The sequence below is a fragment of the Stenotrophomonas sp. Steno-Z4 genome, from assembly GCF_056393145.1.
Genome location: NZ_JBWJPC010000006.1, coordinates 89,384 through 102,795 on the forward strand (window position 1 = coordinate 89,384; position 13,412 = coordinate 102,795).

16 protein-coding genes are annotated in these 13,412 nt (G+C 67.4%); 13 read left to right on the forward strand and 3 right to left on the reverse strand.

Annotation, left to right across the window (positions count from 1 at the left end; translation table 11 throughout):
* Positions 1-54 precede the first annotated feature (54 nt).
* The 7 genes from AC06E7_RS14630 (at position 55) to truD (ending at position 6,101) form a co-directional block, all read left to right on the forward strand.
* Complete coding sequence (locus tag AC06E7_RS14630; RefSeq protein ID WP_426805432.1) at positions 55-1,719, forward strand: CTP synthase; 1,665 nt, start codon at positions 55-57, stop codon at positions 1,717-1,719.
* Between the two features lie 77 nt (positions 1,720-1,796).
* The gene (locus AC06E7_RS14635; RefSeq protein ID WP_426805433.1) at positions 1,797-2,069 is read left to right on the forward strand and encodes a hypothetical protein; all 273 of its coding nucleotides are present in this window, start codon (positions 1,797-1,799) and stop codon (positions 2,067-2,069) included.
* A gap of 119 nt (positions 2,070-2,188) precedes the next feature.
* Entirely contained in the window at positions 2,189-3,478 is a 1,290-nt protein-coding gene (gene eno / locus AC06E7_RS14640; protein ID WP_478065155.1) for a phosphopyruvate hydratase, read from the forward strand.
* Positions 3,479-3,483: 5 nt separating this feature from the next.
* Positions 3,484-3,834, forward strand: coding sequence for a cell division protein FtsB (gene ftsB, locus AC06E7_RS14645; protein ID WP_068850838.1), 351 nt, complete (start codon positions 3,484-3,486; stop codon positions 3,832-3,834).
* Positions 3,834-4,529 (forward strand): 2-C-methyl-D-erythritol 4-phosphate cytidylyltransferase, encoded by a 696-nt coding sequence (gene ispD, locus AC06E7_RS14650; RefSeq protein WP_419403729.1) that lies wholly within the window; start codon positions 3,834-3,836, stop codon positions 4,527-4,529. The genes ftsB and ispD overlap by 1 nt, the downstream gene beginning before the upstream one ends.
* A 37-nt stretch (positions 4,530-4,566) precedes the next feature.
* A complete protein-coding gene (gene ispF / locus AC06E7_RS14655; protein ID WP_095364046.1) occupies positions 4,567-5,061 on the forward strand; it encodes a 2-C-methyl-D-erythritol 2,4-cyclodiphosphate synthase in 495 nt (164 codons plus the stop codon).
* Complete coding sequence (gene truD / locus AC06E7_RS14660) at positions 5,058-6,101, forward strand: tRNA pseudouridine(13) synthase TruD (protein ID WP_478065156.1); 1,044 nt, start codon at positions 5,058-5,060, stop codon at positions 6,099-6,101. Before ispF ends, truD begins: the two co-directional genes overlap by 4 nt.
* Before the next feature lie 162 nt (positions 6,102-6,263).
* Here truD and AC06E7_RS14665 read toward each other — a convergent pair whose 3' ends face one another.
* Positions 6,264-6,803, reverse strand: coding sequence for a Smr/MutS family protein (locus AC06E7_RS14665; protein WP_478065157.1), 540 nt, complete (start codon positions 6,801-6,803; stop codon positions 6,264-6,266).
* A gap of 187 nt (positions 6,804-6,990) precedes the next feature.
* Between AC06E7_RS14665 and surE the strand changes: the two genes are divergently transcribed.
* Genes surE through AC06E7_RS14685 form a run of 4 tightly spaced genes read left to right on the forward strand, consistent with a single transcriptional unit; the run spans position 6,991 to position 9,851 of the window.
* A complete protein-coding gene (gene surE, locus AC06E7_RS14670; protein WP_184124344.1) occupies positions 6,991-7,770 on the forward strand; it encodes a 5'/3'-nucleotidase SurE in 780 nt (259 codons plus the stop codon).
* On the forward strand, positions 7,767-8,444 hold the full coding sequence (locus tag AC06E7_RS14675) for a protein-L-isoaspartate(D-aspartate) O-methyltransferase (RefSeq protein WP_068850856.1): 678 nt from the start codon (positions 7,767-7,769) through the stop codon (positions 8,442-8,444). Before surE ends, AC06E7_RS14675 begins: the two co-directional genes overlap by 4 nt.
* 19 nt (positions 8,445-8,463) lie before the next feature.
* Positions 8,464-9,078 carry a YqaA family protein gene (locus AC06E7_RS14680; RefSeq protein WP_068850859.1) on the forward strand — a complete coding sequence of 205 codons (615 nt, stop codon included), beginning with the start codon at positions 8,464-8,466 and terminating at the stop codon, positions 9,076-9,078.
* Entirely contained in the window at positions 9,075-9,851 is a 777-nt protein-coding gene (locus AC06E7_RS14685) for a peptidoglycan DD-metalloendopeptidase family protein (RefSeq protein ID WP_068850861.1), read from the forward strand. The genes AC06E7_RS14680 and AC06E7_RS14685 overlap by 4 nt, the downstream gene beginning before the upstream one ends.
* A 91-nt stretch (positions 9,852-9,942) precedes the next feature.
* Here the strand turns inward: AC06E7_RS14685 and AC06E7_RS14690 are convergent, their stop codons facing one another.
* Entirely contained in the window at positions 9,943-10,338 is a 396-nt protein-coding gene (locus AC06E7_RS14690) for an Mth938-like domain-containing protein (protein WP_068850864.1), read from the reverse strand.
* A 5-nt stretch (positions 10,339-10,343) separates the two neighbouring features.
* The gene (yhbY, locus tag AC06E7_RS14695; protein ID WP_068850867.1) at positions 10,344-10,649 is read right to left on the reverse strand and encodes a ribosome assembly RNA-binding protein YhbY; all 306 of its coding nucleotides are present in this window, start codon (positions 10,647-10,649) and stop codon (positions 10,344-10,346) included.
* A gap of 65 nt (positions 10,650-10,714) precedes the next feature.
* Between yhbY and rlmE the strand changes: the two genes are divergently transcribed.
* Together rlmE and ftsH are read left to right on the forward strand one after the other, a co-directional pair.
* A complete protein-coding gene (rlmE, locus tag AC06E7_RS14700; RefSeq protein ID WP_068850870.1) occupies positions 10,715-11,347 on the forward strand; it encodes a 23S rRNA (uridine(2552)-2'-O)-methyltransferase RlmE in 633 nt (210 codons plus the stop codon).
* Between the two features lie 53 nt (positions 11,348-11,400).
* Positions 11,401-13,344, forward strand: coding sequence for an ATP-dependent zinc metalloprotease FtsH (gene ftsH, locus AC06E7_RS14705; RefSeq protein WP_068850873.1), 1,944 nt, complete (start codon positions 11,401-11,403; stop codon positions 13,342-13,344).
* The last annotated feature ends 68 nt before the right edge of the window (positions 13,345-13,412 follow it).

The following is a 13,412-nucleotide window of genomic DNA, read 5'->3' on the forward strand; positions in this document are numbered from 1 at the left end:
CGCCGCCCCGCGCGCCGGCGCCGTTTCCCCCTTCCTGACAGGACACCCCCAGCCATGACTCCCTTGATCTTCGTAACCGGCGGCGTGGTTTCCTCGCTCGGCAAAGGCATTGCCGCCGCCTCGCTCGCCTCCATCCTCGAAGCCCGTGGCCTGAAGGTCACGATGATGAAGCTTGACCCGTACATCAACGTCGACCCGGGCACCATGAGCCCGTTCCAGCACGGCGAGGTGTATGTCACCGACGACGGCGCCGAGACCGACCTGGACCTGGGCCACTACGAGCGCTTCGTGCGCACCCGATTGAGCCGCAAGAACTCGGTCACCACCGGCCGCATCTACGAGAACGTGATCCGCAAGGAGCGCCGTGGTGACTACCTGGGCGCCACCGTGCAGGTCATCCCGCACATCACAGACGAGATCCGCCGCTGCATGGACGAAGCCACCGAAGGCTTCGACGTGGCGCTGGTGGAAATCGGCGGCACCGTGGGCGACATCGAATCGCTGCCGTTCCTGGAAGCCATCCGCCAGGTGCGCACCGAGCGCGGCCCGGAGAAGGCCCTGTTCATGCACCTCACCCTGGTGCCGTACATCGCCGCCGCCGGTGAGCTGAAGACCAAGCCGACCCAGCACTCGGTCAAGGAACTGCGCTCGATCGGCATCCAGCCCGACGTGCTGCTGTGCCGTTCCGAGCAGCCGGTGCCCGACTCCGAGCGCCGCAAGATCGCCCAGTTCACCAACGTCTCCGAGCGCGCCGTGATCAGCGTGCCCGACGTCGACGTGCTGTACCGCATTCCGATGGGCCTGCACGCACAGGGCCTGGACGAGATCGTCATCAACCAGCTCAAGCTCGGCGACAAGGCCGGTCCCGCCGACCTGCACGAATGGGAAGCCGCGCTGGATGCCACCCTGCACCCGGTGGATGAAGTCACCATCGCCGTGGTCGGCAAGTACGTCGACCACCAGGACGCCTACAAGTCGGTCGGCGAAGCGCTCAAGCACGGCGGCCTGCGCCAGCGCACCAGGGTCAACCTGAAGTGGCTGGAAGCGCAGGACCTGGAAGGCACCGACATGGCCGCGCTGAAGGATGTCGATGGCATCCTGGTGCCGGGTGGCTTCGGCGACCGTGGCTTCGAGGGCAAGGTGCTCACCTCGCAGTTCGCCCGTGAACAGCAGCTGCCGTATTTCGGCATCTGCTACGGCATGCAGGCCGCCGTGGTCGATTTCGCCCGCAACGTGGTCGGCCTGGAGGGTGCCAACAGCACCGAGAACGACCGCCAGTCGCCCAACCCGGTGATCGGCCTCATCACCGAATGGCGCACCGCCACCGGCGATGTGGAAAAGCGCGATGACAAGAGCGATCTCGGCGGCACCATGCGCCTGGGCCTGCAGGAGCAGCGCCTGAAGCCGGGCACGCTGGCCCGCGAGCTGTACGGCAAGGACGTGGTGTCCGAGCGCCATCGTCACCGCTACGAGTTCAACAACCGCTACCGCACCCAGCTGGAAGATGCCGGCCTGGTGATTGCCGGCAAATCGATGGACGACACCCTGGTGGAAGTGGTGGAGCTCTCGCGCGACAAGCATCCGTGGTTCCTGGCCTGCCAGGCGCACCCGGAATTCCTGTCCACCCCGCGCGATGGCCACCCGCTGTTCATCGGCTTCATCCGTGCCGCGCGTGAGCGCAAGGCCGGCGGCGCGCTGCTGCAGGAAGCAAGCGCCTGAGCCAGGACCCGTGGGCGGCGCAGCTGGCCCGTCGCCAGCGCCGCCACTGGCGGGCGTGGCCCTGGGGCTGGGCAGCGTTGGTCCTGTCGACAGCCAGCTGGGGCTGCGCGTTCGTGCTCATGGTGCTGGTGTTTTCCGCAGTGGGTTCGCCCGGTGACGGCAGCCATGCCATCCAGGCCGTCGCCACGCCCATCAACCTGACCCTGGCGCTGGGCGCAACCTGCGCGCTGGGCACCGTGCTGGCCGGCGTGCTGGCGTTGCGCCTGCGCTGCCAGCCGGCCGGTGGCGGCGCCGCGCTTGGCCTGCTGGGCCTGCTGTTGCTGGTGCTGCTGCTGCCCTCCCTGCTGTAGCCCCGAACGCTTTCCGCGCGCGGATTTGGCAAGCGGGGGGCAGGTGGGGATAATCACGCGGCACGTTTCAACGCATTGATTTTTGGCATTCCCCCTTTCTGACTGGTAACCGGCCCGCTATGACCACGATCCGCAGCATCCACGCCCGTGAAATCCTCGACAGCCGTGGCAACCCCACGCTGGAAGCCGAAGTCACCCTGGAGGACGGCTCGTTCGGCCGTGCCGCCGTGCCGTCGGGTGCCTCCACCGGCACCAAGGAAGCGGTCGAACTGCGCGATGGCGACAAGACCCGTTACCTGGGCAAGGGCGTGCGCAACGCCGTCAACAACGTCAACACCACCATCGCCTCCGCGCTGAAGGGGTTCGACGCGGCCGACCAGGAAGACCTCGACCGGCGCCTGATCGACCTGGATGGCACCGAGAACAAGGGCCGCCTGGGCGCGAACGCACTGCTGGCCGTGTCCATGGCCAATGCCCATGCCGCCGCTGCCGCCAACAAGCAGGCGCTGTGGCAGTACCTGTCCAAGGGCAGCACCGATGTGAGCCTGCCGGTGCCGATGATGAACATCATCAACGGCGGCGCGCATGCCGACAACAACGTCGACTTCCAGGAATTCATGGTGCTGCCGGTCGGCTTCACCTCGTTCTCCGAAGCGCTGCGCGCCGGTACCGAAATCTTCCATTCGCTCAAGTCGGTGCTCAAGGGCCACGGCCTGAGCACGGCGGTGGGCGACGAAGGCGGCTTCGCGCCGGACTTCCGCAGCAACGTCGAAGCGCTCGACACCATCCTCGAGGCGATCGGCAAGGCCGGCTACACCGCCGGCGAAGACGTGCTGCTGGGCCTGGACGTGGCCTCCAGCGAGTTCTACGAGAACGGCAAGTACAACCTGGTGGGCGAGAACAAGCGCCTGACCTCCGAGCAGTTCGTCGATTTCCTGGCCGACTGGGCCGCACAGTACCCGATCATCACCATCGAAGACGGCCTGGCCGAGAACGACTGGGCCGGCTGGAAGCTGCTTACCGACCGCATCGGCAAGAAGGTGCAGCTGGTCGGCGACGACCTGTTCGTGACCAACCCGAAGATCTTCAAGGAAGGCATCGAGTCCGGCACCGCCAACGCGATCCTGATCAAGGTCAACCAGATCGGCACCCTGACCGAGACCCTGGAAGCGATCGCCATGGCGCACCACGCCAACTACGCTGCGGTGGTCTCGCACCGTTCGGGCGAAACCGAAGACACCACCATCGCCGACATCGCCGTGGCCACCACCGCCACCCAGATCAAGACCGGCTCGCTGTGCCGCAGCGACCGCGTGGCCAAGTACAACCAGCTGCTGCGCATCGAGGAAGCCCTTGGTGCCGGCGCGCGTTACGCCGGGCGTGACGCGTTCGTGTCGCTGAAGCGCTGATCCGCATGCGCAACTGGCGCTGGCTGCTGCTGGTGCTCGCGGTACTGCTGGCATGGCTGCAGTACCGCTTCTGGTTCGGCCCGGGCAATTCGGGAGAAGTGATGTCGCTCGAAGCCCAGGTCGAATCCCAGAAGCGCGACAACGCCGGCCTGCAACAGCGCAATGATGCGCTGGCGGCCGAGGTCAAGGACCTCAAGGAAGGCGAGGCCGCCATCGAAGAGCGCGCGCGCAGCGAGCTGGGCATGATCAAGCCCGGTGAGAAGTTCTACCGCGTGGTCGAGAACGCACCGGTGGCGGCGCCGCGTGCGCCGGCGCTGGCCGCCGACCCGAACGCGCCACACCCGGACGTGCCCTGATGGGCAGTGTCTGGGCCGTGGTTCCGGCCGCCGGCCGAGGTACCCGCTTCGGCAGCGACACGCCCAAGCAGTACCTGGTCGCAGGCGACCGGGTGCTGTTGGCGCACACCCTGGAAGCCCTGCTGTCACACCCGGTCGTGGCCGGGGTGATGGTGGTCATCGCCGAGAACGATGTCGACTGGCCGGGCTGGCAGTCGTTGGCCGACAAACCGATCCTGACCTGCACCGGCGGGGCGACCCGCGCCGCCTCGGTGCTGGCCGGCCTGCAGGCGCTGCCTGACAGCGTGCGGGCCGACGATTTCGTGCTGGTCCACGATGCCGCGCGGCCGAACCTGGCCGCAGCCGACCTCGGTCGCCTGCTGGAAGTGGGGCGTGCCGATCCGGTCGGCGCGATCCTGGCCGCGCCGGTGCGCGATACCCTCAAGCGGGCCGGCGACGACGGCGGCATTGATGGCACCGAGCCGCGTGCGCGCCTGTGGCGCGCGCTGACCCCGCAGCTGTTCCGCCGCCACCAGCTGGCCCGCGCGCTGCAGGACGCGGCCGCCGCCGGCGTGGACGTCACCGACGACGCCATGGCGATGGAGCGCCAGGGCCTGCGCCCGTTGCTGGTCGAGGGCAACGAGGACAACTTCAAGGTCACCACCCCGGCCGATCTGTCCCGATTCGAATTCGAGCTGTCGCGCCGCGGCTCCTGAGCCCGTCCGCGCCGGCCATCACCGCAGGTTTTTTGCCATGAACACCCCGTTTCCTCCGGTCCGCATCGGGCAGGGTTATGACGTCCACGCCTTCGGCGAGGGCGACCACATCATGCTCGGCGGCGTGCGCGTCGCGCACAGCTGTGGCGTGCTGGCGCACAGCGATGGCGATGTGATCCTGCACGCCCTGTGCGATGCCATGCTGGGCGCGCTGTCGCTCGGCGACATCGGCCAGCACTTCCCGCCGTCGGACATGCGCTGGAAGGATGCCGACAGCAGCCGCTTCCTTGACCACTGCAACAGCCTGCTGCGCGAACGCGGCTGGCAGGTCGGCAACACCGACATCACCGTGATCTGCGAGCGGCCCAAGGTCGGCCCGCATGCCTTGGCCATGCGCGAGCGCATTGCCGGACTGCTTGGCATCGCGCTGGATGCGGTGAGCGTCAAGGCCACCACCTCCGAGAAGCTCGGTTTCACCGGGCGCGGCGAGGGAATCGCTGCACAGGCCGTCGTACTGTTGGTGGCGCTGTGATCCCCTTGCCGCTGGCCTTCGGCGAGCCGCTGCTGCGCGCCGACATCCGCACCGTCCCGGAAGATTTCCAGGTGGACGAACTGCCGGCGTTCGAGCCCACCGGGGAAGGCGAGCACCTGCTGCTGACGATCCGCAAGCGTGGTGCCAACACCGTGCATGTGGCCAAGCTGCTGGCGAAGTGGGCGGGGCTGCCGGACATGGCGGTCAGCTATGCCGGCATGAAGGACCGGCATGCGGTCACCACGCAGCGGTTCAGCGTGCACCTGCCCAAGCGCATCGCGCCTGACATCGCGCTGCTGGCCTCGGATGAAGTGGAGGTGGTCGAGTCCACCTGGCACAACCGCAAGCTGCAGCGCGGCGCGCTGGCCGGCAACCGGTTCCGGCTGGTGCTGCGCAGCGTGCAGGGCGAGGCGAAGGCGATCGACGAGCGGCTGTCGCTGATCGCCGCCCGTGGCCTGCCGAACTGGTTCGGCGAGCAGCGCTTCGGCCGCGATGGCGGCAACGTGCCGGCCGCACTGGCCATGTTTGGCGGCCGCCGCGTGCGCCCCGACCAGCGCTCGCTGCTGCTTTCGGCCGCGCGCTCGGCGCTGTTCAACCAGGTGCTGGCCGAGCGCGTGGCGCAGGGCAACTGGGACAGCCCGCTGGAGGGTGAAGTGTGGATGCTCGATGGCAGCCGCAGCGTGTTCGGTCCCGAACCGTGGACCGATCTGCTGGCGGATCGCCTGGGCCGCTTCGACATCCATCCAAGCGGTCCGCTGTGGGGCGAGGGTGAGCTGCGCAGCAGCGGGGCCGCCGCCGCGCTGGAGCTGGGCGCGATCAGCGACGAGCAGTCGCTGCAGCTGCGCACCGGTCTGGAAGGCGCGCGCCTGAAGCAGGAGCGCCGCGCGTTGCGGTTGCGCCCGGCCAACCTGCAGCATCGCTGGCTGGAAGCCGATGTGCTCGAGCTGACCTTCGCGCTGCCGCCGGGGTGTTATGCCACCGCGGTGCTGCATGAGCTGGGTCCGGTCAATGACATCGGAGGCGCCCCGGTTACGGAATGACCGCGCAGACACGCATGGCGTGTCCCTACGCAACCCCTCGACCAAAAAAGGTCGTTCGACCACCAGGTCGCCCGACCCAGGATCGTAGTGACACGCCATGCGTGTCAACGCCATCCCCGGCGCGTCCGCGAATCGCCATGCGTGGCTACGTGGTGCGGGCGATCACCGTCGCGCCAACAGCACCAACACCGCCCCGGTCCCGCCTTGCCCGGCGGGCGCCGAATGAAACGCCAGCACGTCATTGCGCTGGCGCAGCAGCCGGTCCACCAGGTTCTTCAGCACCGGCGCACCGCCGTCGGACTGCAACCCCTTGCCGTGGATGATGCGCACGCAGCCGTGCTCGTGCGCATGCGCTTCCAGCAGGAACTGGCGCAGCAGCGTCTCCGCCTGGGCCACCGTGGCACCGTGCAGGTCCAGCTCGTCCTGCACCGAATACTGGCCGCGCTTGAGTCGCTGGAACATCCGTGCCGGCAGATTCCCGCGCCGGTAGCTGGCGGTGTCGCCGGCCTCCAGCGGGCTGCTGTCGCGAAGCAGCCGGGCGAATTCCCCGCGCGCGGCGTCCTCGTCCTGTTCGGCCATGCGCGCACGCGGCTTCGGTCGGGGTGTCGCCGGTGGCGCAGCCACCGGTTTGCGCAGCGGCGTGACCTCGCCGATGGCAGCGCGGAACAGTGCGGCCGGATCTTCGTCTTCAGGATGTGACATGCGTACAGCCTAATGCCCTGAATCGGCCGTGCCTACCTCCCGCCGGGGTAGGCCGATCTGCCCGCTTGCGGCACAATAGATGACGCACTTGCGCGGTCGGTGATCCCGAAACGGGTGAAGGCCGGCCCCGCCAACGCTGGAAAGTGATGGAAATGAAGTCTTGAACAATCAAGCGGTTAAAACCCAGATGCGGATCCTGGTCAGCAACGACGACGGCGTCGATGCCCCCGGCATCAGGATGCTCGCCTCCGTACTGCGCGAGGCCGGCCACGAAGTGATGGTGGTCGCCCCCGACCGCGACCGCTCCGGCGCCAGCAACTCGCTGACCCTGGACCTGCCGGTGCGGGTCAAGCGCATCGACCACTACACCTGTTCGGTAGCCGGCACCCCGACCGACTGCGTGCACCTGGCGCTGACCGGCCTGCTCGAATACGACCCGGATATCGTAGTGTCGGGCATCAACAACGCAGCCAACCTGGGCGATGACGTCATCTACTCCGGGACCGTGTCGGCGGCGATGGAAGGGCGTTTCCTCGGCCTGCCGGCGGTGGCGATGTCGCTGGTCACCCACAACCACGACCCGCGCAATTTTGAAACCGCCGCGCGTGCCGCGGTGGAGATCGTCACGCGGCTCAAGGCCGACCCGCTGCCGGCCGACACCATCCTCAACGTCAACGTGCCCGACCTGCCGTGGGCGGAGGTGCGTGGCTTCGAAGTGACCCGGCTGGGCAACCGCCACCGTGCCGAAGGCTGCATTGCCCAGCGCGACCCGCGCGGCAATGAAGTGTTCTGGATCGGCCCGGCCGGCCGCGAACAGGATTCGGGCCCGGGCACGGACTTCCATGCCGTGCGCAACGGATTCATCTCGATCACGCCGATCCAGGTCGACCTGACCCGCTACCAGGCACTGGAGAAGGTCGCCAGCTGGGTAGGCGGGCTGACCGCCGCGCTGGACCGGCCGGCATGAGCCAGCGCCTGCGCCTGCAGCCCGAAGCGGTCGGGATTGGCATGACCTCCCAGCGCGTGCGCGACCGCCTGGTCGAACGCCTGCGCGAGAGCGGCATTGCCGACGAAGCCACCCTCAATGCGATCCGGGTGGTGCCGCGGCATCTGTTCATCGACGAGGCCCTGGCCTCGCGCGCCTACGAAGACACCGCACTGCCGATCGGCCACGGCCAGACCATCTCCCAGCCGTGGGTGGTGGCGCGGATGACCGAAGCAGTGCTGCAGTCGGCGCCGAAGAAGGTGCTGGAAGTGGGCACCGGCTCGGGCTACCAGGCCGCCGTACTCGGTGCGCTGGGGCTGGAGGTCTACACCGTCGAGCGCATCGGCGACCTGCTGCGCCAGGCGCGCAAGCGCTTCCGCGCGCTGGGCATGAACATCCGCAGCAAGCACGACGATGGCCGCATCGGCTGGGCCGAACACGGGCCGTTCGACGCCATCGTGGTGACCGCGGCCGCGCCGGCGCTGGTCGATGCGCTGGTCGAGCAGCTGGCCGTGGGCGGGCGCCTGGTCGCGCCGGTCGGTGGGGCAGGGGCGCAGTCGCTGATCCAGCTGACCCGCCGCGACGACGGCAGCGTTGAACAGCAGGTACTGGCACCGGTCACGTTCGTGCCGCTGCTGTCTGGCATGCTGGACTGATTCCAAGGAGCGTTGCGTCATGAAGATTTTTGGTCCGCTGTACGAGCGGGCGATGAAGTGGGCCGCGCATGAGCGCGCCCCGACCTACCTGACGGTGCTCAGCTTCATCGAGGCGATCATCTTCCCGGTGATGCCCGAAGTGATGCTGGCACCGATGTGCGTGGCCCAACCCAAGCGCGGCTGGTGGTTCGCCACGCTCAGCCTGGCCGGCTCGATGGCCGGTGCGCTGGTCGGCTATGCGCTGGGCCACTACGCGTTTGAAGCGGTCAAGCCGCTGTTTGCGGCGATGGGCATGCTGACCAGCATCGAAGGCGGCATCGCCATCGTGCAGGCCAAGATGGCCGAATCCCCGTGGGCGGTGTTCACCTTCCTGGTGCTGGGCGGCTTCATGCCCATCCCGATGAAGGTCTTCACGTGGGCATCGGGTATCGTCGGGGTGCCGCTGCCGCAGTACTTCCTGAGCATGTTGATCGGGCGGGGCAAGCGCGTGTACGTGCTGGCGGCCGTCATCCGCATTGGCGGCGCGCGCGCCGAAGCCGCGCTGCGGCGTTGGATTGAACCGCTGGGCTGGATCGCCACCGTACTGGTGGTGGGTCTGGTGGCCTGGCTTGTCTGGAGAGCGAAGTTCGCATGAGTGCTGATCGTATGCGCGGGGCCACACGGCTGACCGCCCTGCTGCTGGTGGTGTCCACCCTGAGTGCCTGCGGCACCGCCACGGTGGTCAAGCCGTCCGGCGGGCGCACCACGCACACCACGCCGCAGACGTCGGTGGCCAAGCCGGGGCAGACCGCCGTGGTGCGCCGTGGCGACACCCTCTACGCGCTGGCACGCATCCACAACATCACCCCGCGCGACCTGGCCGCCTGGAACGGGCTGGCCGAGCCGTACACCATCTATCCCGGGCAGGTCATCCGCCTGTACCCCGGCAGCAGCCCGGGCCGCGCGCCGACCACCGTGGTGACCGCGCCGCGTCCGGGCACCGGTTCGACGCCTGCGCCTGCGCCGACGCCGTCGCCGACCACCGCGATCAAGAGCAACATCGACTGGCGCTGGCCGGCCGATGGTGCGCTCGTGGGCCGCTTCGTCGGCGCCGATGTCACCAAGCAGGGCGTGGATATCGCCGGCAGCAGCGGCCAGCCGGTGCGCGCCACCGCGTCGGGCGTGGTGGTCTATTCCGGTGCCGGCCTGGTCGGCTTCGGTGAGCTGATCATCATCAAGCACAACGATCAGTGGTTGTCGGCCTACGGCCACAACCGCAAGCGGCTGGTCAACGAAGGCCAGAGCGTGAAGGCCGGCGAGCAGATCGCCGAGATGGGCCGCACCGGTACCACCCGCGACATGCTGCACTTCGAGATCCGCTACAACGGCAAGCCGGTCGACCCGCTGTTGTACCTGCCCCCCAAGTGATCGCGCAGCCACGCAGGGCGTGGCGCTACCGCGGCGGAACCCACAAAAAAGGCTGCCAACGGCAGCCTTTTCTGAACGGAATCAACCCATTTCAGCCCGGCAGGAGGATCGCCGCCGCTACGTTGCGGCCTTCACCCGCAAGCAGGTTGAATGTCCTGGCGGCCGCTCCGTTGTCCATCACCTCAATGCCGATGTTGCGGGTCAGACAGGCCCCCATGACCGCCGCGGATGGGAATTGCTGCTTTTCTCCCGTTCCAAGGATGACCAGTTCCGGCTGCTGGGCCAGCACCGTGGCCAGATGGTCCGGGGTCAGCTCCTTGACGCTGGCGGGTGCCGGCCAATCTTCCAGCAATGCCTGCGGGGTGACGATGAAGCTCTTCACCACCCGCCGGGTGCCGGCGTTCACGCGATCTTCGAACACCACCGAGTCGGCGCCGACGATGCGGAACGCATAGGCGAAATCCGGGATTTCGTGGTTCAGCTGCATGGCGATCAGCCGCGCGGAAGCACGATCTGGCGCTGTTCCTTGCTGGGGCGGTAGAGCACGGCCACGTGGCCGATGCGCTGCACCAGCGCACTGTCGGAGGCCTGCACCAGCTCGGCGATCATGGCGTCGCGTGCATCGCGGTCTTCCGCGGCCACCTTCACCTTGATCAGTTCGTGGCGCTCCAGCACCTCGTTCAGCTCGGCCAGGAAGGCCGGCGTGACCCCCTTGCCGCCGATCTGCAGCAGGGCGTTCAGACCATGGGCTTGGCCGCGGAGGAAGCGGGTCTGGGAGGAGGTCAGGACAATAGACATTCAGGAACAAGCGGTTAACTGGGGCGATCAGGGTATCATGACCACCCCGTCCGGCCCTATCTCCAATGGTTTCCCGCAGCAAGAGCAGCCAACGCTGGTTGAAAGAACACTTCGCCGACCCCTTCGTGAAGAAGGCCCAGGCCGAGGGCATGCGCTCGCGCGCGGCTTACAAGCTGGAGGAGCTGCTCGCGCGTGACCGGCTGCTGAAGCCGCATATGGTCGTGGTCGACCTGGGCGCCGCCCCGGGGGGCTGGTCCCAGCAGGTCCGGCGCCAGATCGGCGACACCGGAAGGGTGCTGGCCCTGGACATCCTGGAGATGCCGCCGCTGGCCGGGGTGGAGTTCCTTCACGGGGACTTCAGGGAGCAGGCCGTCCTATCGCAGTTTGAAGCCATGCTCGGGGACCAGCCGGTAGACCTTGTGCTCTCGGATATGGCCCCCAATAAAAGTGGTATGGACGCGGTAGACCAGCCGCGGATGATGCACCTGGCCGAGTTGGCGCTGGATTTTGCCGACAACCATCTCAAGCCGGGTGGCGCGTTCCTGATCAAGCTGTTCCAGGGCGTGGGCTTTGACGACTACGTGCGCGAGATGCGCCGCCGGTACGACAAGGTCGTGATCCGCAAGCCTGAAGCGTCCCGGAAGCGCTCGCCCGAGGTGTATGCCTTGGGGCAGGGCAAACGCACCCAGATCAAGTAAGCTCAACCATACCAATTGCGTCAGGCATTAGAGGAACACCGGAGCCAATGAGGATGAACGACTTGACCAAGAACCTCCTGCTATGGGTGGTCGTCGCCGTGGTGCTCATGGTGGTGTTCCAGAGCTTCTCGCCAAAGAGCAGCGGCGCCGGTGCCCAGGGCGCCACGTATTCGCAGTTCCTGGACCAGGTGGATGGCGGCAACGTCCAGAAGGTCACCTTCAGCGGCGACATGCGCAGCGGCACCAACCAGATCTCGTACACCACGCGCAGCGGCCAGTCGGCCACGATCACCGCGCCGATGGACCGCGACCTGATCAACATCCTGCGCGCCAAGAACGTGGAAATCGTCCAGGAAGAGCCGTCCAGCGGCATCTCGCTGGGCGCGATCCTGATGAACTTCCTCCCGGTGATCCTGATCATCGGCTTCTGGTTGTTCATCATGCGCCAGATGCAGGGCGGTGGCGGCGGTGCCAAGGGCGCGATGTCCTTCGGCAAGTCGCGCGCCAAGCTGCAGGGCGAAGACCAGATCAAGGTCACCTTCGCCGACGTCGCCGGCTGCGACGAAGCCAAGGAAGAGGTCGGCGAACTGGTCGACTTCCTGCGCGATCCGACCAAGTTCACCAAGCTGGGCGGCAAGATCCCGCGCGGCGTGCTGATGGTCGGCCCGCCCGGTACCGGCAAGACCCTGCTGGCCCGTGCCATCGCCGGCGAAGCCAAGGTCCCGTTCTTCTCGATCTCCGGCTCGGACTTCGTGGAAATGTTCGTCGGCGTCGGCGCCAGCCGCGTGCGCGACATGTTCGAGCAGGCCAAGAAGCAGGCCCCGTGCATCATCTTCATCGACGAAATCGACGCCGTTGGCCGCCACCGCGGTGCCGGCCTGGGCGGCGGTCATGACGAGCGCGAGCAGACCCTGAACCAGCTGCTGGTGGAAATGGACGGCTTCGAGGGGGGCGAGGGCGTGATCGTCATTGCCGCCACCAACCGTCCCGACGTGCTGGACCCGGCGCTGCTGCGCCCGGGCCGCTTCGACCGCCAGGTCGTAGTCGGGCTGGCCGACGTCAAGGGCCGTGAGCAGATCCTCAAGGTGCACATGCGCAAGCTGCCGCTGGCCGACGATGTCGAGCCGATGGTGATCGCGCGCGGTACCCCGGGCTTCTCCGGCGCCGACCTGGCCAACCTGTGCAACGAGGCGGCGCTGTTTGCCGCGCGCGGCAACGAGAAGGAAGTGCGCATGGAGCACTTCGACCGTGCCCGCGACAAGATCCTGATGGGTGCCGAGCGTCGTTCGATGGCCATGAGCGAGGAAGAAAAGACGCTCACCGCCTACCACGAAGCCGGCCACGCCATCGTCGGCCGCCTGGTGCCCGAGCACGATCCGGTCTACAAGGTCACCATCATCCCGCGCGGTCGCGCGCTGGGCGTGACCATGTACCTGCCGGAAGGCGACAAGTACTCGATGAACCGCGTGGCGATCGAATCGCAGCTGTGCTCGCTGTACGGCGGCCGCGTCGCCGAAGAGCTGATCTTCGGCGCCGACAAGGTCACCACCGGCGCCTCCAACGACATCGAACGCGCCACCAAGATGGCCCGCAACATGGTCACCAAGTGGGGCCTGTCCGACGAGCTCGGCCCGATCGCCTATGGCGAAGAGGACGATGAAGTGTTCCTGGGCCGTTCGGTGACCCAGCACAAGAGCGTGTCCGACGATACCGCGCGCCGCATCGATGAAGTGGTGCGCAGCATCCTGGACAAGGCCTACGCCCGCACCACCGAGCTGGTCACGGCCAACCTCGACAAGCTGCACACGATGTCCCAGCTGCTGCTGCAGTACGAGACCATCGATGCGCCGCAGATCGACGCCATCATGGAAGGCCGCGATCCGCCGCCGCCGATGGGCTGGGGCAAGTCCAACAAGGACGGTGGCAGCAACAACAACGACAAGGGCGGCGACGCCCGTCCGGTGACGCCGATCGCCGGGCCTGCCGAACAGCTCTGACGATGAACAGGTAACGCATGGAGGCCGGGGAAACCCGGCCTTCATCGTTTCTGGCGCGGGCGATCCGG

Excerpts from the sequence above, each read along its gene's own strand:
- AC06E7_RS14680 (WP_068850859.1), top strand. The coding sequence starts at position 8,464 with ATGAAGATTTTTGGTCCGCTGTACGAGCGGGCGATGAAGTGGGCCGCG.
- ftsH (WP_068850873.1), top strand. The coding sequence starts at position 11,401 with ATGAACGACTTGACCAAGAACCTCCTGCTATGGGTGGTCGTCGCCGTG.
- ftsB (WP_068850838.1), top strand. The coding sequence starts at position 3,484 with ATGCGCAACTGGCGCTGGCTGCTGCTGGTGCTCGCGGTACTGCTGGCA.
- AC06E7_RS14690 (WP_068850864.1), bottom strand. The coding sequence starts at position 10,338 with ATGCAGCTGAACCACGAAATCCCGGATTTCGCCTATGCGTTCCGCATC.
- rlmE (WP_068850870.1), top strand. The coding sequence starts at position 10,715 with ATGGTTTCCCGCAGCAAGAGCAGCCAACGCTGGTTGAAAGAACACTTC.
- surE (WP_184124344.1), top strand. The coding sequence starts at position 6,991 with ATGCGGATCCTGGTCAGCAACGACGACGGCGTCGATGCCCCCGGCATC.
- AC06E7_RS14665 (WP_478065157.1), bottom strand. The coding sequence starts at position 6,803 with ATGTCACATCCTGAAGACGAAGATCCGGCCGCACTGTTCCGCGCTGCC.
- ispD (WP_419403729.1), top strand. The coding sequence starts at position 3,834 with ATGGGCAGTGTCTGGGCCGTGGTTCCGGCCGCCGGCCGAGGTACCCGC.
- eno (WP_478065155.1), top strand. The coding sequence starts at position 2,189 with ATGACCACGATCCGCAGCATCCACGCCCGTGAAATCCTCGACAGCCGT.
- AC06E7_RS14630 (WP_426805432.1), top strand. The coding sequence starts at position 55 with ATGACTCCCTTGATCTTCGTAACCGGCGGCGTGGTTTCCTCGCTCGGC.
- ispF (WP_095364046.1), top strand. The coding sequence starts at position 4,567 with ATGAACACCCCGTTTCCTCCGGTCCGCATCGGGCAGGGTTATGACGTC.
- AC06E7_RS14675 (WP_068850856.1), top strand. The coding sequence starts at position 7,767 with ATGAGCCAGCGCCTGCGCCTGCAGCCCGAAGCGGTCGGGATTGGCATG.
- yhbY (WP_068850867.1), bottom strand. The coding sequence starts at position 10,649 with ATGTCTATTGTCCTGACCTCCTCCCAGACCCGCTTCCTCCGCGGCCAA.
- AC06E7_RS14685 (WP_068850861.1), top strand. The coding sequence starts at position 9,075 with ATGAGTGCTGATCGTATGCGCGGGGCCACACGGCTGACCGCCCTGCTG.